Source organism: Marinoscillum sp. 108 (genome assembly GCF_902506655.1).
Lineage (GTDB): Bacteria > Bacteroidota > Bacteroidia > Cytophagales > Cyclobacteriaceae > Marinoscillum > Marinoscillum luteum.
Window position 1 is genome coordinate 25510 of the sequence record NZ_LR734808.1, and the last position, 26689, is coordinate 52198.

Consider the following 26689-nt stretch of genomic DNA (forward strand, 5'->3'; position numbering starts at 1 on the left):
ACTAATACAGTAAAATGATTAATTTATTAAAGTGGATACCTGGGGTACTTATTACCTCTCTGACCTTATACAGTTGCTCGCAAGTGAAGAGTGGAAGCCTTTCAGAACAACCTGAGGAAAAGAGATTGGAATTGGTGTGGGAGGATGACTTTACAGATCCTGTACTTGATGATGAGAAGTGGACCGCTACGATCGGCGATGGATGTCCTGATTTTTGTGGTTTTGGAAACAATGAGCTGCAGTATTATTCTGACCGGGAGAAAAACTTAAGAATCGAAGACGGCAAGCTGATCATTCAGGCCTTAAAGGATACCTTGGGCAATGGTGGCTATTCGAGTGCGAAGATCGTGACTAAGGGCAAGGGTGATTGGAAGTACGGTAAAGTGCTGGTGCGGGCAAAGGTTCCTTATGGGCGTGGGACCTGGCCAGCTATATGGATGCTGCCTACCATGGATGGAGAAAGAAAATGGCCTCTGGATGGAGAAATTGACATTATGGAGCATGTAGGCTACAATCAGGGAATGATTTACGGCACCATCCATTCCAAGAAGTATAACCATCTCATAGGTACACAAAAGGTGGACAGTATAGCCTTGCCGGATGCTCATGAAACCTTTCATGACTATGGTTTTGAGTGGTCGGAAGAGTCCATGACCTGGTCCATCGATTCAGAACCTTATTATACCATTCACAAGGGGGATGAAGGCTACGAAGGATGGCCTTTTGATCAGCCGTTTCACCTTATTTTCAACCTGGCTGTAGGAGGAAATTGGGGTGGGAAATATGGTATCGAAGACAGTATCTGGCCTCAGACCCTTGAAATAGATTTTGTAAAAATTTACCAATAAGCACATGACAAAATACCTAAGCCTGGCGATAATCATTTCCATTATTTTCGGTAGTTGCACACCTGCTACCGAAACCAATACCATTTCGGACAAGACCATTTCTTACAAAGTGGATAGCCTCATGTCGCTGATGACGCTAGCGGAGAAAATCGGTCAAACCAACATGTATAATGGTACATGGGAATTTACAGGTCCTATTCCTGCTGACAATAGCAGTCAGGAGAAGGCTGAGCAAATCAAGAATGGGATGGTAGGAGCCATGATCAACGTGCTTTCTGCGAAAGCTACCAGAGAAGCTCAGAAAATGGCCGTCGAAAATAGCCGCTTAGGGATACCACTGCTTTTTGGATATGATGTCATACATGGGTACAAGACCATGCTTCCTGTGCCGCTGGCACAAGCTGCCAGCTGGAGTGATGATGCTGCCCGCCAGGGGGCGGAAATAGCTGCTAGGGAGGCCGCTTCCGCAGGCCAACACTGGACGTTCTCACCAATGATAGATGTGAGCCGGGATGCCCGATGGGGGCGAATCATGGAAAGCGCAGGAGAAGACCCCTACTTGAGCTCAGTGATGGCCAGAGCGTGGGTGCAGGGATATCAGGGAAAAAGCCTGGCTGATCCTGTTTCCATAGCCGCTTGCGCTAAGCATTTTGCGGCCTATGGTTTTGCAGAAGCAGGCAGAGACTACAATACCGTGGATATATCGGATCAGACATTGTACAATGTTGTTTTTCCACCGTTCAAGGCCGCATCTGATGCAGGTGTGGCTACTTTTATGAATGCATTCAATGAAATTAACGGAGTTCCGGCCACAGGGAGCACGTTCTTACAGCGTGACATTCTTAAGGGGGCCTGGGGATTTGAGGGGTTCATGGTCTCTGATTGGGGATCCATAGGAGAGATGGTGACTCATGGGTTTGCACGGGATAATAAGCATGCTGCGGAGCTGGCAATGAATGCCGGTAGTGATATGGACATGGAATCTCGCGCATACGAACGAGAGTTGGAAGGGCTTATAACAGAGGGTAAGGTAGATATAGTGGCGCTGGATGATGCCGTAAAACGAATTTTGAAATTGAAGTATGCACTGGGCCTGTTTGAGGATCCTTATCGGTACTGTGATGAGCAAAGAGAGAAGGAAACCTTGCTGGCTGTGGAAAATTTGCAGGGCGCCAGGGAAATTGCTCGAAAAACAATGGTTTTGTTTAAAAATGAAAACAATATTCTTCCCTTATCTAAAGAAGTGAATTCCGTTGCAGTGATAGGGCAACTCGCTGGTAGTAAGGATATTCCTCTTGGAAACTGGAGAGGTCAGGCAGTCACTAATTCTGCTGTTTCTTTATTGGAGGGTGTACAAAGTGCGGTGAGTGATCAGTCAAAAGTGGCTTTCGCAGAAGGGTATATTCTTTCCACGGGCACAAGGGACTTTATCCATGAGTTGGATATTCAGCCAGGGGACGAAAGCGGGTTTGCTGAAGCCATCAGGTTAGCCAAATCCTCCGAAGTGGTGATCATGGCTGTTGGTGAAGATTGTTTTCAGACAGGTGAGGGCAGGAGTCAGGCTGACATTGCACTCAAAGGAAATCAGCAGCAGCTGTTAATGGAGGTTTTAAAAGTCAATAAAAACGTGATTGTGGTATTGATGAACGGCAGGCCATTGGCTATTCCTGAGGTTATGGATCAGGCCCCGGCAATTATCGAAGCATGGTTCGCCGGGTCTGAGGCAGGCAATGCCATTGCTGATGTGATTTTTGGAGATTATAACCCTTCAGGTAAGCTTCCGGTATCATTCCCTCACCATGTAGGTCAGGAGCCTCTGCACTACGACCGCAAGAATACAGGAAGACCTGTTACTAATGACTTTGATAGTGGGCTTGTCTTTTGGTCGCACTACACAGATGCACCCACAGAATCTTTGCTTCCATTTGGGTTTGGGTTGAGTTATTCCACGTTTGAATATTCCAACTTTTCCGTTACCCCAAAGGAGAAAGGAGCGACCGTCACCGTGGATGTTACCAATTCATCCAAAATAGATGGAACGGAGACGGTTCAGGTTTACGTTCGGGATGTCGTGGCCACTGTGACACAACCCGTCAAGCGACTGGTGGATTTTCAGCAAATGGAGGTATCAGCAGGAGAGACCAGAAAAGTTACTTTCGACCTATCAGAGGAGGACTTTGGTTTTTATCATAAAAACTATGACTTCTACGCAGAAGATGGTGTGTTCGATGTAATGATAGGAGGAAACTCCAGAGATTTACAGTCTATAGGGGTAACCCTCTCATTCTGAGCACTCAGCAGCTGCTTGTCCATTGTTTGTGAGGATAATTTGGTGAAATTCAGGTGGTTTGGTTCCTAAAGAATACCTAAAATAGGGGGTTGCTATTATAAATATTTTTAAGGTACTTAGTACTTTACAAAGAATTTACCGAACAGCATTTCTATGAAGACCAAGATTATCACCGCATCGATTGTAGTTTTATCCCTGATTGCTAATGTGTTGGGTGCTCAGGAGATAAGGAAGGCTACTGAATCTGAAATTTCCACCTATAAGGAACAACTGAGTAAAAAAACGGAGGAACACAGGACGGACCTGACGGCTAATCCTTCTGCCAATACTACCAATGTGGCACAGTCAACTCCCAAGGCTCAGGAGCAGACCTCTGCCCAGAAGATTGAGGAGAAAATGGCCCTTGAAAATACTGATAAGTCTATTGAATACCGCGAGCTGGCGCTAGAACGTGTTATTAAGGAGTTCAATGAGAAAAAGCAAAAACCAATGCAGGATGTGGGACAGCCTTCATTTGAGCGGGTGACCCCAAAATCGGCGGAGGATTTAAAGGAGTCTGGCGATGTTTTTTTAGAAGATGAAGATCTAAAAGCCCTTAAACTTTCCATCCACCAAAAAAATATTGATGATCAAAAAAGACTCATAGAAAATGGCTTTGGTTCGGCTAATGAACGAACCTCAGTGCGCAACACCAAAGCGGCTGAGGTTAAACCCACTAGCACCAAGGATGACTCATGGTATCAATCTCTTACTGGAGGCTCTCAATCTCATAATATGGGTACATGGGCAGATCGGGAAGAAGAACTGAAGCGACAGGCCAGAGAAAGATCCCAACAAAGGGTCACCAGGGATTCCAGACAAGCCGAACGCATCAGTTTTCAAGCTGACTCTACGGTGACTTCCGATTCACTGGCTTTGGTGGATTTATACTTTGCGTTGAATGGGGATTTCTGGTACGATAATTCCAACTGGCTATCCGGCCCCGTCAATACCTGGGCAGGTGTTGACTGGGCTAGTTACGAATACGAAGAGGTAGGAGATACAAGCTCCACCTTCAAAACAGTGGTGTTTGTGACAGGATTGACCCTATATGATAATAATCTTTCGGGTGCTTTACCAGCTTCTATCGGTGATTTGGATTCATTGTCTTATTTGAATTTGGGTTATAATTCGATTACCGGGGATCTGCCAGCAGAAATAGGCAACCTGACCAAGCTAAGTTACCTTGATATAGGAGGTAATTTCTTCACCTCACTGCCTGGTACAATTGGTAATCTTACAAACCTGGATGGTTTAAGTATTTGGAATAGAACTTATGATAACGAAGGTTATTTTGTTACAGATGGAATGACTGATCTGCCCACAAGTCTGTGGACGCTTACTCAGATTAACAGTCTGGATCTGGGAGGACATCAATTAAGTAGCATTCCAGGTGAGTTGGGCAACCTTACCAATCTTGGATACTTATGGCTATGGGGTAACGCTCTTCAAAGCCTTCCTACATCCATTGGTAATCTGGCGAACCTGGAGGTTTTATATCTGGATGGTAATCAAATCACATCTGTTCCTTCTGAGATCGGCAGTCTTACCAAACTAAGAGAATTGAATTTAGGTCAAAACCAACTGACCGAACTTCCGGAAGCTATCGGAAGCCTGGATTCGCTTCGTTATTTGTATGCTCACAACAATCAACTTACGTCGCTGCCTACAGGGATAGGAAGCTTACCGAAATTGGAATACATTGGTCTTTGGCACAACTTCCTGACCACTGATATTTCCGATTTCTTTGGGTTAAGCACTTTGCAATCATTGGTTATTTATGACAATCAACTCACAGGAACACTCGATGGTGTTTCAGGATTAACCAATATTCATGAACTTTCTATCGGGTCAAATCAAATCAGTGGGAGTATCCCACCGGAAATTGGATCGCTAACAAATTTGAATTACCTGTGGGTGGATAATAACCAGTTAAGTGGTTCACTACCTGCCGAACTTTTCGAGTTACCTGCCATTCAGCAAATTGATGTTGGCTATAATCAGATTACAGGAGAATTCCCCGTGACTTCAGGAACAGAGTCTTTATACCAGTTAAGATTAGGTGGAAATGGAATCACCGCACTCTCCTCAGGTATTGGAAACTTCCCAGGCCTGGTTTCATTGTCTATCGAGTTCAATGAAATTAGCGGTTCTTTGCCCGCGGAATTAAGTGGGGACACATCCCTCGTTTATTTTTATGCCTATCGTAATCAGCTTTCAGGCACTATTCCTGAATCTTACTCTAGTCTGACTCATCTGGCGGAACTGGTGCTTGACGATAACCTGTTCGACGGGGAGCTGCCAACTGCTATCGGTAGCTGGACGGAAATGTCCCTCTTCAGTATCTCTCGAAATGGCTTTGTTGGAGCCGTTCCTGCGTCATTGAATAATCTGGAGTTTTTGCAGGAGTTATGGATAGACAATAACCAACTCACCAGTCTTCCCGATTTGAGTGGACTATACTCTTTGTCGGGTGTTTGGGCGTATAACAATTACTTTGAGTTTGATGACTTTGAGCCGTTAATGCAGACCTACGCCGGGTTCAATTTAGGACCTCAGTATATCCCGGAACCTACTTTTGAGATTGTATCTGAGGGAACGGAGGTATTAATTGATGCTACTGTTGGTGGAAGCCAGAATCACTATCAGTGGTACTTCAACGGAGAGTGGCTGAACGCAGGTGATACTTCAGTACTGGTGATTTCAAATCTGAATCGTGAATCCGCTGGTACCTACTGGTGCGAAATTTATAATGATTCCGTCACCAATCAGACGGGTCTCCATTTGTATAGTGGGGATCAGACCTATTGGATTTCGGCACCCGTATCCCCAGGCGATTCGCTTGCCCTGGTGGATATATACAAGGCCACCCGTGGCAGGGACTGGTACAACGCCAACAATTGGCTGAAGTCGCCGGTGGCGATGTGGGAAGGTGTATTTCTGAAAGATGGGAGGGTGACCAAATTAGATTTGTATGATAAAAATATGCAACGTGGCTTACCTCCTTCTATTGGGGATTTGGACGCCCTGGAGTGGTTAAGTTTATACTATAATCCTGGCCTACAATCCATACCCGGGGAGTTGTATTCTCTTACCAACCTCCATTATTTGGATTTGGACATTACAGGGATTACTAAAATTTCGCCATCTATTAGTCTTCTCACCAACATGGATACCCTTTGGATTGGGGGAAACAATTACGAAACCAAAATTCCCGTAGAGGTTTTCAGTCTTACGAAACTCAAAGTACTGGAAATGGCTGGTGCCGGATTTAGAGGAGCTATTCCAAATGAAATAGGATCATTGACTGAGCTAGAAGCCTTGTGGATCAGTAATATGCCAAAAGTGAGAGGAGATATCCCTGCTTCAATGGCATCCCTGTCTAAATTGTCGTTTTTGAACTTGTCCGGTACACCTTTTACAGGAGGGCTGGAGAATATTGCCGGGATTACCAGTCTGAAATCGCTATTTCTCTACAACAGCCCGCTTGCTCTGACCACTTTGCCTTCCAGCTTGTCGGGCCTGACGAATCTTGAGAGCCTCAATATGAGTGGTGGAGATTTTTCTGCTGGACTTCCTGCTGTGATTTGGGAGTTCAACCAGTTGAAGAGGTTGACCCTGGCTTATATGCAGATAACTGAGGTGCCGGCAGAGTTATCTGCCCTGAGTCTTGAATACCTCAATATTGGAAATAATTCTATTACTGGTGGGCTTCCTGCAGATATGAACGTGGATCAAATGAAGTATATCTACTTTCATAACAACGAGATAGATGATATTTCGGTGTTGGAAAATGCCAGCTTATTAGAGACCTTGATAGGATATAATAACCGTCTGGACTTTGCAGACCTCACTCCACTGGTCTCTTATTTTGAAAACAATCAGGGATTCTTTGATGTCTCTTATCAACAGCCTTTGCCAGTCTCTTCTGACTACATTCAATTGTCCGTAGGAGAGTCACTTAATCTCAGTGTAGATATTACACCTGATAGCATTACCTATATTGATTGGTTTCATAATGGGTCCTATGTGGGCTCTGGTACTACATTCACTATAGATTCAGTCACCAATCCACATTCAGATGGGTACTATGAAGCATATCTCTATCACGACGTGATCTCATCTCTGGCAGGGTTACAGCTTTACACTCCACCTGTGGAAGTACAGGTAGTGGAAGCAGTATTGGAGGCAGATTCTTCAGCTTTGGTTGCATTTTACAATACTATAGACAACTCATCCGAGCGATTGTATAATTGGCTAGAGGGTCCGGTGGAAACCTGGGAAGGGGTAGAAGCTTACGGGGGCAGGGTATATGGACTTAGCCTGTATGGGCTGGAAGGTAGCTTATCCGGAACTGCCCTGTCAGGTTTGGATGCTTTGTCTTTCATTTCGATATACGGAGGAAACCTTGCGGGGGGCATTCCAGCTGAAATCTTTTCATTACCCAACCTTAATTTTATTGACCTGGCATACAACAACCTATCGGGAAGCATACCTCTGGAAATCGGTAACGCTTCTCAATTAGGCTATATTGGGTTTTCCGGAAACTTACTGTCAGGTGCTATCCCTTCAGAAATTGGCCAAATAGGCAATCTTAATGAGCTCTTCTTGGATAACAACCGCCTGACCGGAGCAGTGCCTGAGAGTTTTAATCAGGTCCAGTGGGGTGCTCTTGGGTTGGACAGAAACCATCTGGAGGATCTTCCGGCAGGACTGGATACCGCACTGATGTATGCTTATCATGTGAACTTTGAATATAATCAGTTTGATTATGAAGATTTAGCACGTGCCTCGGGTAACACTGTATATTCAGATTATACTTATGCTCCTCAGGAAAGCACACGGGATATTTACTTCACGGGTGATGCCACGGTGGGTGGTACAGTTACGCTTCATGCTGAGCGTCAGGACCCCAATGACGAGTTTTACTGGTATAAGGCAGATAAGAATTCCTATGAGCCCTATTATTTTGAGTTTGGGTATACTGGTACTGATTCTACATTCACCTTTACCATAGATTCAGACTGGGATCAGACCAAGTATATGGCTGTCGTAAGAAATTCGGGCTATAAAAACGGTGATTATCGCTTCCTTTCTAGCCAGTTGGTTGTAGATCCATATGAAAGAAGATTTGCATCCTCCATGTCGGCTAGTCCTATTGAGGCGAGTAGCTCGGGATCTGACATAGGCGGAGTGGGAGCACCCGATACACCACCTATTATGGAGGGTGAAGGCTGGGAATGGTGGCTCTATGATAGCTGGTGGCATAATGCCATTGAGCCCGATTTGGACACCTTGAAAATGTATTATTCAGACAGTGCCATTGCCATCGATTATGTGAGACTTCATTCTCCTGGCGGTGAACTAAATGTCACCACAATGACCCTTCATGGCACTGGTGGTGAAAAACTTGTAGTACCTGTTTATCGGGAAATTTATCAACATGAAAACCAGCTGAAATTTCCGAAAACAAGTTTTTCGGTGAATCAGATAGACTTTGCTGTGACCAATGGTTCAGTTGATGCTATAGAAATTGGTGATTCAGGAGCCGATGGGATTGATCCACCGATGTTAAGTGATTTTTATACGGAAATAGGTAGGGATTACCTTTTTGTAGAAGTGATTAATCCGGGATTTGCGGACTATATCGTTCTGGAGAGAGGTACTGATGGGGTGAATTTTGACGTGATTGATACCATAGGTTTTACCGGCTGGTATTTCGATGCGGTTTCACCAGGCACTTACTATTATAGAGCAAAAGCAGGTTATCCTACTTTCGGAGCTGAGAGTGGTTACTCAAATGTCCTGGAGACAGGTAATTGTAACCCTGTAGTTCCTTTGGATAAGGTTTGGGCTGGTGTGAGTACTGGCTTGGGTGATTATGAAGGAATCACGAGCACCAGGGACTCTGTGTTTATTTATGAATCATGGAGCTACGCCACCTTCAATGTGTCGGATATGACAGCGGGCTGGTATGATCAATTCTGGGGCTATCATGAGGAGCTTGGTTTCTTTAGGGAGAAGTGTGATAATTTGAGTGGCTATTCTGAATACGGACAAGTATCTGAGGTCAGTGCAGTGTATGAGAATGACACCCTTTATTTGGAATGGAAGGATTTTGGAAACAACCTTCATGTAATATCTAAATTCTACGTGATAGGGGATGCTCCCGAAAATGAGCTTTACGAATTGTATGAGCCTGAAAATGTTACTGCTTATCTAATGAGCAGTGCCTCAATAGGGCTTACCTGGAACTCTTCTGATGGCGCCAGCGAATTTGTCATTCAAAGGTCAGAAGGTGATGCCACCAATTTTGCGAATGTAGATACCGTAACCAATCAGCTAAAATATGCAGATGTCAATACACTAGACGGTAGACACTACTACTACAGGGTGATTGCTAAGGCAGGTAATCTTACTTCATATCCTTCAGAAGAAGCTAATATCATTCATAAAGCATCGCTATTTGAACCTGTTTCCAACGCAGTGACAGAAGATATTACCAGAACGAGTTATGGCGGGTCATGGGCAGATTTTGATGGAGATGGCGATGATGACCTTTATGTCACAAATGCATTTGAGCTTGCAGCGAATTTCCTTTATGAAAACACGGGAAATGGTACTTTCAAAAAGATCATAGGGACGATAGCCACTACGGAAATCGGATTTACCAGATCTGCATCATGGGGAGACTATGACAATGACGGGTTTACGGACCTCTTCGTGCCATTTAATGGAGAAGGAGATAGAGTTTATAGAAATACCGGAAGCAAGAGTTTTGTGAAAACGAACGCCGTTGTGGCTACCACTACGACAGATTTTGGATCAGAATCGGGTGTTTGGGTGGATCTGGATAATGACGGAAACCTTGATCTCGTTACTTCTGCAGGTTTTGTCTTTACCAATGATGGTGCCGGCGCTCTGGCTCTGTCAGCTACATTAGAATCTCCTGATGGTTTGCTTCCTGACTTGCCAATACTTATCTGGACAGTGAGCAATGTTGATTTTGATAATGATGGTGATCAGGATATCTATTTCACAGGAGACCAGCAGAACATGCTCTTTGTGAACGATGGCACCGGTCAGCTATTCTATGTGGAGAACACCATTTCTAACGATTTTGTAAGAAGTCGGGGCTACACCTGGGCAGATTTCAATAATGACGGTTTCCTTGATTTGATCACTGGCGACCGAAATACAGAGGCACTTGGTATGTACCTCAATGATCAGAGTGGTGGTTTTGAGTTTTTGCATATTACTGCGCTGACCAATGACTATGATGGAGAAGATGATGTTCAATTTGGTAGAGGATACACCAGTGGTGACATGAATAATGATGGTTGGCAAGATCTGGTCTGGACCATAGAAGATAGGGCTTATATTCTCTATAATGCCGGTAATCTCACTTTTGACCTGGTAGATGTAGATGAGCAGGCATTCCCGGCTACCAACATTTTCTCGCACGTTTCACTGGCTGATGTGAATGGAGATGGTGCATTGGATATTTTCTTGCCTAATCAGGATTTCAATGGACACAACTATATCTATGTGAACAATGTGAAAACCAACAACTGGATTAGCGTAAAGCTGAAGGGAATTGAATCCAATAGATCCGGTATTGGTGGACGAGTAAGGGTGAAGGCGAACAATACCTGGCAGGTTCAGGCCGTGACTTCTCAAAATGGTATTAGCAGTGGTAATAGTTTGCGAACAGAATTCGGAATAGGAACCGCCACGGTGGTTGATAGTATTGCCGTGGATTGGCCATCGGGTCTTACCACCTATGCACTGAATGTTACTCCAAATAAGTTCATGACCATGGTGGAGGTTCCAGTGGCATCCGGACCTACAGTAAATGAGGGCGATTCTACAGCCCTGGTAGCACTCTATAATGGTACTGCTGGTGCTGGTTGGATTAAGAATGAAGGCTGGTTGGAAGGATCTCCACTCGCATGGGAAGGAGCTAACTTTGATGACAATGGAAGGCTGGTTTCACTGATTCTTAATGATAACAACCTGGTTGGAACGATTCCTACAGAGATTACCAACCTTACTGCGTTGGAGGTGCTGGATCTTAGTGGAAACCAACTAACCGGAAAAATTCCGGAAGCACTGGGTAATATGACCACTCTTTATAACCTTTCGTTGAATGATAATCAACTGCAAGGAACCATACCAGCTTCTGTGGGGTCTTTGGTCAATCTTCAAAACCTGGATTTGTACAACAATAACTTCCTGGGAGAACTACCTGCTACTTTAGGTAGCTTATCTGAATTGAGACAATTTGAGATCCATAACAATGGCTTCATCGGTTTTGTGCCAGCCAATATTGGTACGTTGACCAATTTGCAAGTATTGCGTTTGGATCACAATGATTTTGAAGGACCTCTACCTGAAGGATTGGGAGGCATGGCAAGTTTGCAAGTACTTTATGTGAATGACAACCACTTCACAGAGTCACTTCCCGCTACTCTCGGAGGGCTTAGTGAGCTGTTGCAGTTGAAGGTTCAGAATAATGAGTTTTCAGGGGATCTGCCTGCGAGCTTGTCTGCGCTTACAGGTATTCAGTACATAGATATTAGTAATAACCTCTTTTCTGGCTCATTGAGTCCATTGGCTGAGTTGGATACCATTTATTATCTAAACGCTGACAGAAACAGGTTCACCGCTCTTCCCGATTTCGCTTCTAATTCTGCTGATACCATTTATGTAAGGAATAATTCGCTTGATTTCGAAGGGTTTGAGTTGAACGCGAGTTTGATCCAGGATGGAAGGCTTTTGGTTAACCCTCAGGATTCTCTTTTTGCCAGAGTAGACTCACTTCACAATGTTGGGGTCGGGATTGAGATCTTCTTCGAAATAGGAGGAGCCTCAAATAGCTATACCTGGAAGTTTAATGGCGAGGTGCTCGAATCCAGTGATGGCATTGATGTTTTTGAGAGCTCAGTGTTGATTGCGAGTCCTGATACTCCTAACGAAGGTGAATATATTTTGGAGATTACCAATGAAAGCTTCCCGGATGTGAAGCTGGTAACCAGGCCATTTAATCTGAAACTATCTTCACTTGAGCGGGACAGACAAGCTTTATTAGCATTTAAAGATGCTGTGGATAAAGGCGCTTTCAAATTCGATCTGACCACCTGGACAGGAGATGTTTCCAGTAGTTGGGAAGGTGTGACTGTAGAGGAGAATAGGGTTACCGCTCTGTCTTTGCCTGCGGAGATTGATACAGACCTGACTGACGGTGATCAGAGCAGAATACTGGAGGGTAATGTACCACCATCGTTTGCTGATTTGAGCGGTCTGGTTACTTTGAATTTGAAAGGTAACTACCTAAGGTCTTTCCCGAATGTCTCCAAGTGGCCTTCTATTACCGCGGTTGACATTAGCAATAACAGGTTGGCATTTAAAGACATCATTCCAAACCTGGGACTGAAGAATACAGCTACATTTAATTATGTTCCTCAGCGCAGGTATGACGAGACCGTTTATGACACCATTCAGGCAGGTGAAAACCTTCAGTTGGGTATCCAAATGAGTGGCACAGGCCTTCAGTACCAATGGAAATTTGGGGCTTATATCCCGGGACAGCCTTATAACAATGATGTTGCCAATATCACTGGAGCCAATTCCAGAGTACTCCAGATAGAGAGTATTGACTACAGTAAAATGGGAACTTACAGGGTTGAGGTTACTCATCCTCAGGTACCTGATCTCACCATTACTAGTAGAAATAAGAACATCATGGCAAGTACTGATATCTTCGGGACCGTCTTTGCCGACAATAGCAATACTTTGCTCACGGATGGTCAGGTAATTATCTACAGAAGAACTCCAGCTGGGCCATTTGTTTCAGAGGATACCACAGAGGTGGATGCTACCGGATTATATGGATTCAGTAATGTGGTTTTGGGAGATTTCATTGCCTTGGCCAGACCCGTTCGAAGCATCTTCCCAAATACCATTCCTACCTATTATGAGCAGGCTGAGCTGTATGCTGATGCCACCACCATAGAGGTGAGAGAAAGGATAGAGGGAGTTGATATCCAGATGATCTTTTATCAGGATCCTACAATTATTGAAACCGGTGCGGATTTCGTAGGAGAGCTGTTTACTGATATTGAAGATCAGGGAATTGTTGATGAAGAAGGCTCCAGAGTCAATGCTCGACGAAAAGTTAAGCGAGCGGCTTGTTCCATGCGTAGGTTTGTGAGGAGTGGAAGAGGTGTCCAGGAGGACATTTATGAACTCTACGCTTATGTGGAATCGGACGACGAAGGAAGGTTTAACTTCGAGGGTGTAGAAGAAGGTAAATACCTGCTGAACATTGAATACCCCGGAGTTCCGATGGACCCGAGTTCAGATATTGAGTTTATAGTAGGAGGAGATAAGGAAAATCAGTTATTTACGCTTACTGCTGTGATTACGGAGAATGGAATTGAGGTGGAAGCTACTGAAGTCTTATACTCTCTGAAACCATATATTAAAGATGTAAGGTTGTATCCAAACCCTACTGAAAGCATACTCACAGCGGACTTTCTGGTTTACCGAAAACTCAATGATCTGAAGATGGAAGTAGTGGATGTGAAAGGTATTAAGCTATGGGAGCAGGCGCTTAACCCTAAAATGGGAGTTCAAAGCACCAGAGTAGATTTGACTACCTATCCCACAGGAGTATACTTCATAGTCTTTACCGATGAGGCCGGAACGTTTAGGCAGCAGGTGAAGATCGGCAAGAAATAGTTTCGAACCTTCGGAACAGTAAACGTCCTCTCAGAACCTGAGAGGACGTTTTTTTTATTCAGGCACCTGATAGGAGAGAACTACCTATTTTTAGGTACTGCATCTTCATAATGGCATAATTACATTTGTTCTTTAATATATACAACGCGTAATTATGAAATATCTGTCACTAGTATTTGCCTTATGTTTTACACTTTCATCCTATGGTCAGAAGATTCCTTTTCAGGGAAAACTCACTGAAAATGATGAGCCTGTTACAGGTACGAAGGACCTTACATTTAGTTTTGAATCTACCGAATGGACTGAAACACATTCGAGTGTGTCTATTCTCGATGGTTTTTACAGTGTGGTACTGGGGAGCATCACACCTCTACCAGACGACCTGTTTGAATCTTCCGATGAAGCAAGCTTGATCATATCCGTAGGAGAGATAAGTTTAAGCCCCATTACCATCTATCAACCCTATAAGCAGAAAGTATTTACGGACACATATGATGGGACCACTGATCAGCCTGCCCTGACTGTCAACAGATCAGGATCCGCGGGATCGAGTTTTGCAGCTGCAGAAGTGATCGCGGAGATGGATGATGATTCTTATGCCCTCTATGGGCAAGCCACAGGAGCTGGAAGCAATTATGCTGTATATGGTTACGCCAATGGAGAAGGGGCCACTAACTGGGGTACCTTCGGGATAGCCAGAGGTGCTGGAGATGGCTCGGAGGGCTATGGTACGGGCTCATATAACAATGGTGCTGTTGGGTATGCTAGAGACAACATCTGGGGCAATACCGGGGTTTGGGGCCGCGCGTATGGAGCCCAGGGAGTTGATAACATAGGAGTAGCTGGTTGGGCTGAAGTGAACAATGGCTCCGATACCATCCTAAACCAAGGAGTATTAGGCCGTGCTTTGGGCCCGGGGATTAACTATGGTGTTCATGGTATAGCTGAGGCAGGCGTGGAGAACTGGGCCGGTTGGTTTGATGGTAATGTGAATGTCAATGGAGAATTGATGGTCAATGGCGAGCCTTTTTCTGGAGGTTCATCTACTGGAGTTCCAGATTCCATTGAAGCTACAGATATCAAACTTTTGAATGCCGAGGGAAAATTGAGAACCCACCTCAATATATATGAACCGACCAATGCTGGTAGTCTCGTGCTTTATGGAGCCAACGATTCCACGAAAGTGATTGTAGGAAGTTCCTATTCAGGATATGGTGGATATATCGGTTTATATGACTCTTTAAGAAATCAGGGAGCTCGCTTGTTTGTGAATACCAAAGGGGTGGGTAACCTTTATACCTACGATGCTAATCATAAGGTAGCAGGATGGTTTGGTAACCAGGGCAACACCGGTGGCTTTATGCAATTGGCCGGTTATGATCAGAGTGGGGTTTTTACTGGCGCTACCTACACAGGAATGGCCTCATGGAACAATGGGCTACCCTACTTCATCATGGAGGGGTCATCAGAAGATCCGTTTACGACCTTGGTGGAGTTCGGTGCCAGTTTGAATGGACAAAGCAGTGAGGTTCCTTATTTCAATATGAATTCGAGTACCCGTGCCATAAATGGTCAAAGTGCTGCTATTTCTTTGGGAGTGAGTGAGCAGGACCTGGGATTTTTGGAGCTCCATGGTGGCAATGATCGCAATTGGGACGTAAGAGCAGTGCTCCAGGTAGATTCAGTAGGCTCTCTGGGTACGGCTGGCAGATTGGAGTTACTAGGGCCTTTAGGAGATGTTGATAATAACGTGAAGGGAATTATGCGGGTTGGGGCGAATAATGATGCGGGAGGTACAGACCCTTCAGGCGTGAGTGGTGAAATGATACTCTTTGGTACCAATACACCAAACGTGATCATGGGGGGTAAACAGTGGGAAAATAATGACCTTGCGAAAATGGAATTGTTGGGATCGAAATCTGATGGAGGTTCCTGGGCACTTCCAAACATTGGACTAGACGTATTTTCGGATGGTACTTATGATGCTGGTGCGATTAATATGTTCAATACGGTTGATGGAGCCTCATTTCAGACCGTGAGTCTGAGTAGCAACGGTAGCAATAACGGAGCGCAATTCACCCTTAGCTCGGCAGATGCTACTAATATGGTGACTATAGAATCATCCGCCACTGATGGTGTACAGGGCGGAGAGATTACGCTCTTATCCTCCGTGCCAGGCAGTGGTATTAGAATGTACGGAGGTACTGATTTCTCTGCCGATAGCAATCCTGTAGCTCAGAGTCATATAGCTGTTCATGACAGTGACTCCACCTATGTTAATCTTTGGGGGAGTGGGGACATTGATGTCTCAGGGACTATTTCCGGACAGACTGTGGTGCAAACTTCGGATCAGAGACTAAAAGATAATATACAGACGCAGATGAACTCCCTTGAGAAAATCAAATCTCTTCGTGGGGTGACCTTTGAGTGGAAAAGTGACCCTTCGAATGAACAGCACATTGGTTTTATCGCGCAGGAAGTGCAAGAGATATATCCTGAAATGGTTACAACAAATGAAGATGGATACAAAGCTGTCAATTATGCGGTATTAGTATCATCGCTGGTGGAGGCCATCAAGGAATTGGATAAAAAGGTGAACATGTTGGCAGATGAGAATGCTAAAATGAAGGCAGAGCTGTCTGCAGCATCATCAAAATCATCCGAAATAGAACAGCTCAGATCGGAGATAGCATCTATCAGGGAACTACTCTTAAGCCCAACGAAAGAGTCTGAAGCTACAACAATCGGTCAGAACCGATAGGAGAAGTACAGGATGAATATGAAACGATTTTTAAACATCATATTATTCATAGGTATTGGTCATTTTGGGTTTTCCCAGTTTGCCAATACAGCGCATGTGCAGTCTCTTGGGGGCGGTGTGGCCACCGGAGGTAATTTCAGTACACTGGCAGTATCAGGGGACCCTTCCGCCAGTAGTGAGCTAGCACTCGGGGGTAACCAGGCTGTGTATTCAGGTTTTATGCCAGGAAAATACATTATTCTTTCTTTCGGTTTGGAAAAGGATGCGGCAGTTTTGGCGGCACTGTATGAAACACTCGGGGGGGCTGACTGGGTTACCAACGAGGGATGGTTAGTATCCGAAAATATTGGTGAGTGGGCTGGAGTTACAATCACCAATCAGCGGGTTTCTGCACTTATGCTGCCTTCTAACAACTTGCAGAATGAAGTGCCCGAGTTGATCAAAAACCTGGCAAAATTAGAACATATAGATTTTTCTAATAATCAGATCAGAAAATTGCCTGACCTCTCGGGAATGCCCAACCTGGAGACATTAAAGGTGGAGGAAAATCGATTGGGATTTGAGAGCCTGATTAAAAACAAGAACATAGCAGATTACAGCTATGCTCCGCAAAAGCGCTATGGTTTTACTAAAAGTGATACCGTAGAGGCCGGACAAGCTTACCAGCTGGTTGCCACTGTTCCGGGTAAAGGGAATGTCTATCAGTGGCTTTTTGATGATTTCCCCAAACCGGATGAGGCTGTAGAGGTGGCGGGTGCAAATAAAACGAGCCTGATGCTGACCGATATTGACTACAGCAACATGGGCGCATACCGGCTGAAGGTAACCAATCCGGCTTTGCCCGATTTGGAGATTGAGACTCGAAATCAAAACATATGGGCGGCTACAGATATCTATGGGAAGGTCTATGCTGATGATCAGGGCAACTTACTGACTGATGGTCAGGTTGAAATTTATCGAATTTTTGATGGACCATTCACCTTGTCCGATAGCTCGGTAATAGACTCGGAGGGTAATTATGTAATTGAAGACGTAGTGCTCGGAGATTTCATATTGTTGGTGAAAAATAACCCCGAGACTTTCCCGAATGTATTGCAGACTTATTATATCAGTAATAATGACTGGATCGATGCAGATACGCTCTTTTTGAGAGAGCAAGCGGATGACATTGACATTGATATGATATTCAAACCTCAGGTTACTCCGGTGCCGACAGGAGCTAATTTCGATGGAGAGCTCTTTTCAGAGCTGGATGAGACGATCGTGGATGAGGAGGACGGTAGGATATATGCGAGACGGAAAGTAAAGCGGGCGGCTTGTTCGATGCGTCGTTTTGTGAGGAGTGGTAGGGGGATCGAGGAGGATATCTATGAACTATATGCTTATGTCGAATCCGATGATGAAGGAAGGTTCAATTTTGAAGGAGTTGAGGAGGGCAAGTACCTGTTAAATATTCAATATCCAGGTGTACCCATGGATTCCAATTCAGATATTGAGTTTGTTGTGGGCGGCGATAAGGAGAATCAGAGATTCTCACTCGTGGCAACGATAACGGATCAGGGGATACAGGTGGAAGCTAATGAGGTTTTATACTCACTGAAGCCCTACTTGAAAGATATCAGACTGTACCCAAACCCTACTGAGGGAGTACTTTCCATCGATTTTCTGGTATACAGAAAGCTGAATGATTTGAAGGTGGAAGTGGTGGATGTGAAGGGGGTGAAGCTCATGGAACAGGAGTTGAGCCCAAAGATGGGAATTCAAACAGCCCGGGTTGACCTGACCACCTATGAGGCAGGGGTTTACTTTCTCATATTTACGGATGAAGGAGGTACATTCCGGCAGCAAGTGAAGGTGGGTAGGAAATAACTGTTTCAGTCTATTTTTATTTTAGGTTGTAATTTTAACTGCCGCCCCGATAACTATCGGGGCGTTTTTTTTATCTTGGCGGCATGGAAGAATCGCCTAATGTACCACCTCCATTTAGTTATCGTTTTAGCCCTAATGTTCCAGAGCTTTTACAAGGGCTGAAATGCTCCTTAGCCATTAGCACTTACCAGACTGGTAAGGTGATTATTTTCTCACCCAAGGATCAGGATAGTCTGGTGCAGTTGCCTCGAAATTTTAATCGACCCATGGGGATGGCCATTAGCGGCAATAAGTGGGCCATTGCTACAAGGGATCAGCTATTGGTTACCTCTAATGCGCCTGGGCTGGCAGCAAATTACAAACCCAACCCCAATACCTACGATGCGCTTTATGTACCTCGTGTAAGTTATAATACGGGTACGTTGGACATCCATGATCTGAGCTGGGCAAAGGACAAACTGATTGCCGTCAACACACTGTTTTGTTGCCTGATGGTGAACAGCGACGAGTTTAGCTTCAAACCGGTATGGAAACCCCATTTTGTTTCCGAATTAATGCCCGAAGACAGGTGTCACCTCAATGGGATGGCACTGGAAAATGAACAACCCAAATACGTAACGGCCCTGGGAGCCACCAACACACCACGTGGATGGAAGGAGGGGATGCTTACTTCGGGCATTCTGATGGATGTAGAGAGCAATGAAATCATCATGAACGATCTACCTGTTCCCCACAGTCCAAGACTATATCCTGACGGGTTGTTTATGCTATTATCAGCTACCGGTGAAGTGGTAAAAGTAGATCCTCAGACTGGTAAGTATGATGTATTGACCAAGCTGAATGGTTTCCTGAGGGGAATGGATCGGGTTGGTGATTATCTTTTCGTGGCCATGTCCCGCCTCCGGCAGGGCAGTTCCTTATTTAAGGAAGCACCTATCGCCAAAGAGTCCGTCCATTGTGGCGTCAGTATCATCTATATACCATCAGGTCAGCAGGTTGGATTTATCGTATATAATAACACCGTAGAGGAATTGTTTGAGGTAAAAGCACTGCGCAATACTTTGAGGCCAAATGTACTTAACATGGATAAAGGCGTGCATCAGCAGACCATTGTTACGTCCGACCAGGTCTTTTGGACAGAGGCCGATGATAAGAAATCATGAAGATTACCGGGATGGCCTTTCCCATAATTGTATTAATGCGAAATTATGCGTAAATTTCGCCCAATTTTAGGATTATTCTTAGTAAAAATATAACTATTTTGAAATCACTCGCCAATTGTCTTCAAAACCGTAGGAAATCCGCTTATCAAAAACTGAAAAGCAGATTTCTGAAAAAACTAAAGTCAGCTCAAGCCACTTCCGACCGATCGGCTCACCTGTTGGTGGATCGTTTGCGAAAGCTGGAGCGTCAGCTGGGAATCCATTCCAGCTTAAGCCTTCGTCACTGGGCGCTGGCAGCTGCTTTTGGGATTATTACCACAGCCGCCTCTTTCAAATCCAAAGCCAGAGGTTCTTATACAGACTACAACTCATGGTATCACAGGAGAAATGATCTGGTAGAGTACCAAATGGCTCCCAACATGATGGTGCAGGGGGATACTGCATCCGATCTGAGTGCAGGTCCGTATTTGGGTGATGGACTGGTGCTGAAAGAGAAGATAGCTGCCGATTTTGATAATGATGGAGATATTGATTTTGTGGGGTTTGGTTATACCGAGCATGCCCTTTACGTAAATGACGGTTCTGCTAATTTCGAACGGTTTCATTTCACCCCGGCCTCCGATGCCAGATTTCGGGCAGCAGTGGCTGATACCGTGGATTCAGATGGCGATTTTGATTTATTAATTCTTGAAGATATCAAGGGATATTCCAGTTCTCGTATTCGTTTTCTGGAGAATGATGGCTCTGGAACTTTCCAGGGAGATTCGATCATTTTTGATGATTCCAATTACATCCGTACGCTGCAGATTGGAGATATGGACAATGACGGTGATCTGGATGTATTGACCGCTCCATGGTATGGTACCGGATCGTTTAAATATGAGTTTTTGGTCAACACGGGAACTGGCTTCAGCAGAGCGACACTTCCAAGGTCATTTTATCACCAAACCTACAGCACGAATTCTGACGTGGTACGACTTGGGGATTTTGATGGTGATGGTGACATGGATATACTGACCATGCCGGATAGCTATTTTGGGGCCAACTATTACAATGCTTCCTATTACGAGGCCTTTGAGGTGTTTTTGAATGATGGATCTGGTGGGTTTGGCACTTCGGTGGTCACCAGGTTTGATATAAATTTGAATATTTGGTACTCCGACAGTTTCTTTCATGACATTAAAATAGCCGATGTAGACAATGACGGTGATCTGGATGTGATAGTGGGCCTTGATATTGATCACCCTAATAATGATCGGGTAGGGGTAAGCCTAAATAATGGCTCTGGATCTTTTGGGCCGATTAATGCGGTGGTGGTCAATGGCTCATTAAACGGATTTTCGGTGGCCAATTTTGATGATGATGCCGATTTAGAACTGCTGGTACAGAGCACTGAAATTTTTAGTCCCTATTCGGAGATCACAGAGGTGTTTGATTTTGGGACAAATGCATTCTCAACTTCATTAGCCACTCTTTCTGCCAGTGTCGGTACTTTCGAGGATTTTGTCGCAGGAGATTTTGATAACGATGGGGATGATGACCTGATCGCAACTAACGAATTAGAGGCATTTCAGTTTGATGTAGAAAGTGGAAACTTTAATGTGGTGACTAACCATCTGGTTCAGCCCATTTGGGCATATAATTTTGAGCTGGTGGATGTGGATGGTGATGGCGACCTGGATGCCATTGGTAATGAAATCGGCCAGTTTTTGGTTAACGACGGGTCAGGTAATTTCACCTTATCACAAAATCTTTCAGACTCCCTGGGATTCGCTTCTCCTCTGGTGGCCATTGGAGATATTGATAATGATGGTGACCTGGACTTGGTTTTTGCCGGAGAGCCTCATATGGGGGATGAGTATTATTACACATCTGTTTATCCATTTGAGTTTTCCAACGGTAAATTTTCTCCATTGGCTCCAGTGGAAGTATTAATGTCCTCATACTCTTTTGAGATTCATGTAATGGCTCTGGCTAACCTGGATGCAGATCCAGAGTTGGAGCTGGCCATTGTCAGCCAGGAAGACTATTCATCCAAGTATCTGCAAATCCATGATTTTGTAAGTGGTAATTTTTCTCCAACCACTATTTCTGAGACCTCAGTGGCTAATTCTGAAGTTGAAAGTATTCTGATCTTTGATGTGGACAATAATGGAGTCAATGATGTGGTTATTGGAACAGGGTACTCTGGTGTGAGCGTTTTTGAGAACACCAATGGAGATGCCACTTTTTTTACTCAGAAGCAAGATGTAACTGACGGAGGAAGTTCTGTAGTGGCACTGGATACCGCTGATTTCGATGGTGATGGAGATTATGAATTATTGATCGCATTTAATTGGCCTGGTTCCTATGAGCAAAGAATTGCTTATAATGGATCAGATACCCTTGCTTTTTCCTGGGTGGTCCAGGATGTTGTGTTGTCCAATAAGGCAGGGATTACAGATGCGAATTTTGCAGATTTTGACAATGACGGTGATCAGGATATTGTTTTCGCAAGTTCGGATTATGGCGATACTTTCATGGAGAACACCGGTAGTGGTTTTGTGGAAGTGATGCCGGCGCCTTATTCTTCCCATCGCATCGCCGTTGGAGATGTGGATGGAGACGGAGACATTGATTTGTTTGTGACCGAAAGTCCGGAATATGGGCGGGTAAGGTTCCTTTTTAATCAATTGCCAAATCTGGCGCCTATTATATCAGCTCAGACTTTCACCATTAACGAAAACAGTCCCAATGGCTCAGGGGTGGGGACAGTTATTGCCAGTGATCCGGAAGGAAAACCTATTTCATTTGCCATTTCTTCAGGGAATGAAAGTGGCACATTTTCACTTAGTGGTGCAGGGATCCTGACCGTATTGGATTCTGCCGCCCTTGACTATGAAACCACTGCGGTGTTTAGCCTGGGAGTAGATGTGTCAGACGGTTATAATACATCTTCCAATACTATCACCATTAATTTGGTGGATATCGATGAAGCGCCGATTGTGACAGATCAGGGTTTTACCGTTTCCGAGGGCGCATCCAATGCGGAGGTGGTAGGTACGGTGGCAGCTGTTGATCCTGAGTCGGGCACCCTGCTGTTCACCATTTCCTCTGGAAACGAAAGCGGAGCATTTGAGATTGGCTCTAATTCTGGAGAAATCTCAGTACTGGATTCCACTCAGTTAGATTTTGCCACAACACCACAATATGTGCTTAATGTGGATGTATCGGATGGCACTTCCTCTGTATCTGGCATCATCACCATTGATGTGAGTGATTTTAATTATGCTCCCACAGTAATTGATTACACTTTTTCGGTGGATGAAAATGTGCCTAATGGAACAGAGGTGGGTACTGTAGACGCTACTGACCCTGATGAGGATGCCATGGCCTACAGCATTACCTCTGGCAATGAATCAGCTGTGTTTGCCATTGATCCTTCATCGGGAATGATCAGTGTATTGGATTCCACTCAGTTGGATTTTGAAACTGTGGCTGAATATATCCTGGAAGTATCTGTCTCTGATGGCACCAATAGTGTCATGAGTACAGTGACCATAGATATTAACGATATCAATGAGGCTCCGTCCCTAGCGCCTTATAGCTTTGCGATCGATGAAAATGTGGCGTCCGGTACACTTGTGGGCACTTTGGAAGCTACTGATCCAGAGGAGGACAATATTTTATTTCAAATAATGTCTGGAAATGAAAGTGGGGCGTTTGCTCTGGATCCGTCTACAGGTGCATTATCTGTGAATGATTCCTCGGCGCTTGACTATGAGTCAAATACCCAGTTTGTCCTGGAGGTGATGGTTGCAGACTTAAACAATTCATCCAGCAATTCAGTCACCATAGACTTGAATAATGTCAATGAAGCTCCGGTTTTCACCGATCAGGTTTTTTCCATTAATGAAAACATAGCAAACGGGATCTCTGCCGGGACATTAATAGCTACCGATCCGGAAGAGGATGCCGTTACCTTTACCATTATCTCGGGAAATGAAAGCATGGCCTTTAGCTTTGATGAAGTAAATGGAGAGTTCTCAGTGGCAAATAGTTCACTACTGGATTTCGAATCTACCCCGCAGTTCGTCTTTAGCATAGAGGCTTCCGATGGTGTATTTACAGTCACATCAACTGCCACTATTAACTTGAACGATCTCCAAGAAGCCCCTGAAATATCTGATCAGAGTTTCTCAATAGACGAAAATTCGGCAAATGGCACCGTGATAGGCACCGTACTAGGTAGCGATCCTGAAAGCGACGCGCTTACCTTTACAATATCCTCAGGAGACGATGGGGCAATACTGATCGATTCTGAGACTGGTGTATTAACGGTGGCAGACAGTGCACTATTCGATTTTGAGTTGCAGGAAAGTATCTCAATAGAGGTTCAGGTTTCAGATGGTGAATTTGATGCAACAGCTATAGTCACCATCAATATCAATGACCTCAACGAGGCCCCTGAAATATCCAACCAGAGTTTCTCAATAGACGAAAATTCGCCAACTGGTGCCGTGATAGGTACTGTGCTGGGTAGTGACCCGGAAAGCGACGCGCTTACCTTTACAATATCCTCGGGAGACGATGGGGCAATGACGATCGATGCGGAGACAGGTGTATTAACAGTAGCGGACAGTGCGCTATTCGATTTTGAGTTGCAGGAAAGCATCTCTATCGAAGTACAAGTGTCGGATGGTGAATTTGATACCAAGGCTACGGTCACCATCAATATCAACGATCTCAATGAGTCTACTGCACCAATGATAGCCAACCAAACTTTTGAAATCCCGGAAAACCCAGAAGCGGGAGCACTGATCGGGGTGATTGAGGCTACAGATCCTGGGGAACTTCCTTTAGAGATTAAGATAACAGCCGGGAATGACAATGGACTGGTGTCCATTGTCAATGGAAATGAGTTGGTGGTAAACGACGCTTCGGCCTTCAACTTTGAAGAGGCTTCTGAAATGTCCTTCACAGTGGAAGCTACTAATCAGACCGAAAGCACCACGGCCATCATTACGGTGAGCATACTTGATATCAATGAATCACCTCAGATTGAAGATCAGGTTTTCAGAGTTGAGCAGGGCAGCGCTAGCGGTGCTTCTTTGGGAGTGATCGAAGCAACAGATCCTGATGAGGATGCATTGACATATACGATTGTAGATGGTAACGTGAGCAACGCTTTTGCCATCAATGCCAGCACGGGTAATTTGTCCGTTAGTAATTCATCAGCGATTGATTTTGATGTCAACCCTGATTTCAGCCTGACGATTAATGTGTCCGATGGAGAGCTGTCCGCAGGTGCGGAAATTTCAGTGAGGGTGACTACTCTTGAGCGGGATAAGACCGCACTTCTTGAGTTCTTTGCTGCCACCAATGGTGCCAACTGGACAGCTAGCGCCAATTGGAGCAGTGCCAATACTGTATCTGCCAGCTGGTCCGGTGTGGAGGTCACCGGAGGTCGTGTAACAGGTCTAAGGTTGCCTAATAACAATATTGTTGGTAGTGTTCCTGAGTCATTTGCTGATTTAACCGGATTGACGGTGATTGATTTGAGTGGCAATGAGATTAATGGCTTCCCCAATGTTTCATCTTCCGGGAATCCATCACTCAACCTATCCAACAACCGGTTAGGTATTACAGACCTCTTGAAAAATGTGAGTTTAACATCATATACTTACGCACCTCAGAAACGCTATGGTGTGGCCAGACAGGATACAATTCCAGCGGGAGAGGATTATCAGGTGTCTATCGCCGAGGTGAAAACCAATGCAGGGAATAGTTATCAGTGGTATTTGGAGGATGTGAGTATCCCTGGTGCCACCTCCATGACTCATATGATCAATGACATTGATATCAATAGCATGGGGCGTTATTCTCTGGAAGTCAAAAATCCATTGCTTCCTGATTTGACATTGAATACCAGACGATTTTCCATATGGGCTGCAACGGATGTTTTTGGGAAGGTATTTGCCAACTCCCAGGGAACTGTGCTGAACAATGGACAAGTGGATATCTTCAGGATTTTTGATGGGCCTTTCCAGATCACAGACAGTGCCGCGCTGGCTTCTGATGGGACTTATGTGATTGAGGATGTGGTGCTTGGAGACTTTGTTCTCTTGGTTAAGCCCAATCGAACAGTCTTTCCGGACGTATTACAGACTTATTATGTGAGCACGAGTGATTGGGACAAGGCAGACACGCTCTTCCTCTATGAAGAAGCTGAGGGAATAGACATTCAGATGGTGTTTTATGATGAGAAGACGCCTACACCGGGTGGTGCCTCTTTTGTGGGAACCCTTGAGTCTGACTTTCAGGACGTGATAGGAGGGGAAGATGATCGTATAGATTCCCGAAGAAAGGTGAAGCGAGCTGGTTGTTCGATGAGGCGATTTGTGAGGGCTGGAAGGACAGAAGAGGATATTTACGAACTGTATGCCTATGTGGAGTCCGATGATGAAGGCGTCTTCAATTTCGAAGGTATTCCTGAAGGGAAATACTTGTTGAATATTCAGTATCCCGGGGTGCCTATGGATCCTAATTCAGATATCGAGTTTATCATCGGTGGAGACAAGGAGAATCAAAAATTCCAACTGAGAGCGACCATTACAGAAAATGGCATCGTTGTAGAGGCCACTGAGGTGCTTTACACCATGAAGCCTTATTTGAAAGATCTCCAGCTATACCCCAACCCTACGGCTGGCGTACTGAAGGCAGAGTTTTTCGTTTACAGAAAACTTAATGATCTCAAAATGGAGGTTTTGGATGTATCGGGTGTAAAACTGTTCGAACAGGCCCTTAATCCGGCTATGGGCGTTCAGAGCACTGAGATAGATTTGACTACTTTTTCAAGTGGGGTCTATTTCATCGTCTTCACAGATGAGTCCGGCACTTTCAGGCAGCAGATAAAAGTAGGTAAAAAATAAAGGTAATATGTTCAATATTGAGGTCCCGAGAGCGCTGGCTTTCGGGACCTTTTGTTTTAAAAAAG

7 protein-coding genes are annotated in these 26689 nt (G+C 44.7%); all 7 read left to right on the forward strand.

Translation table 11 applies throughout. From position 1 onward, the window contains the following. Window positions 1-14 precede the first annotated feature (14 nt). Window positions 15-848: a family 16 glycosylhydrolase gene (locus tag GV030_RS00075; protein ID WP_159578557.1), complete on the forward strand. Its 834-nt coding sequence runs from the start codon at window positions 15-17 to the stop codon at window positions 846-848. A gap of 4 nt (window positions 849-852) precedes the next feature. Beyond that, window positions 853-3138 carry a beta-glucosidase BglX gene (gene bglX / locus GV030_RS00080; protein ID WP_159578559.1) on the forward strand — a complete coding sequence of 762 codons (2286 nt, stop codon included), beginning with the start codon at window positions 853-855 and terminating at the stop codon, window positions 3136-3138. Window positions 3139-3291: 153 nt separating this feature from the next. Then, window positions 3292-13920 carry a leucine-rich repeat domain-containing protein gene (locus tag GV030_RS00085; protein ID WP_159578561.1) on the forward strand — a complete coding sequence of 3543 codons (10629 nt, stop codon included), beginning with the start codon at window positions 3292-3294 and terminating at the stop codon, window positions 13918-13920. A 154-nt stretch (window positions 13921-14074) separates the two neighbouring features. Further along, window positions 14075-16681 carry a tail fiber domain-containing protein gene (locus tag GV030_RS00090; protein ID WP_159578563.1) on the forward strand — a complete coding sequence of 869 codons (2607 nt, stop codon included), beginning with the start codon at window positions 14075-14077 and terminating at the stop codon, window positions 16679-16681. 18 nt (window positions 16682-16699) lie between these two features. Further along, on the forward strand, window positions 16700-18550 hold the full coding sequence (locus GV030_RS00095) for a T9SS type A sorting domain-containing protein (RefSeq protein ID WP_159578565.1): 1851 nt from the start codon (window positions 16700-16702) through the stop codon (window positions 18548-18550). 83 nt (window positions 18551-18633) lie between these two features. After that, complete coding sequence (locus GV030_RS00100) at window positions 18634-19713, forward strand: TIGR03032 family protein (RefSeq protein WP_159578567.1); 1080 nt, start codon at window positions 18634-18636, stop codon at window positions 19711-19713. A gap of 98 nt (window positions 19714-19811) precedes the next feature. Then, window positions 19812-26624, forward strand: a complete 6813-nt coding sequence (locus tag GV030_RS00105; protein ID WP_159578569.1) for a cadherin domain-containing protein — start codon at window positions 19812-19814, stop codon at window positions 26622-26624. Window positions 26625-26689: the final 65 nt, after the last annotated feature.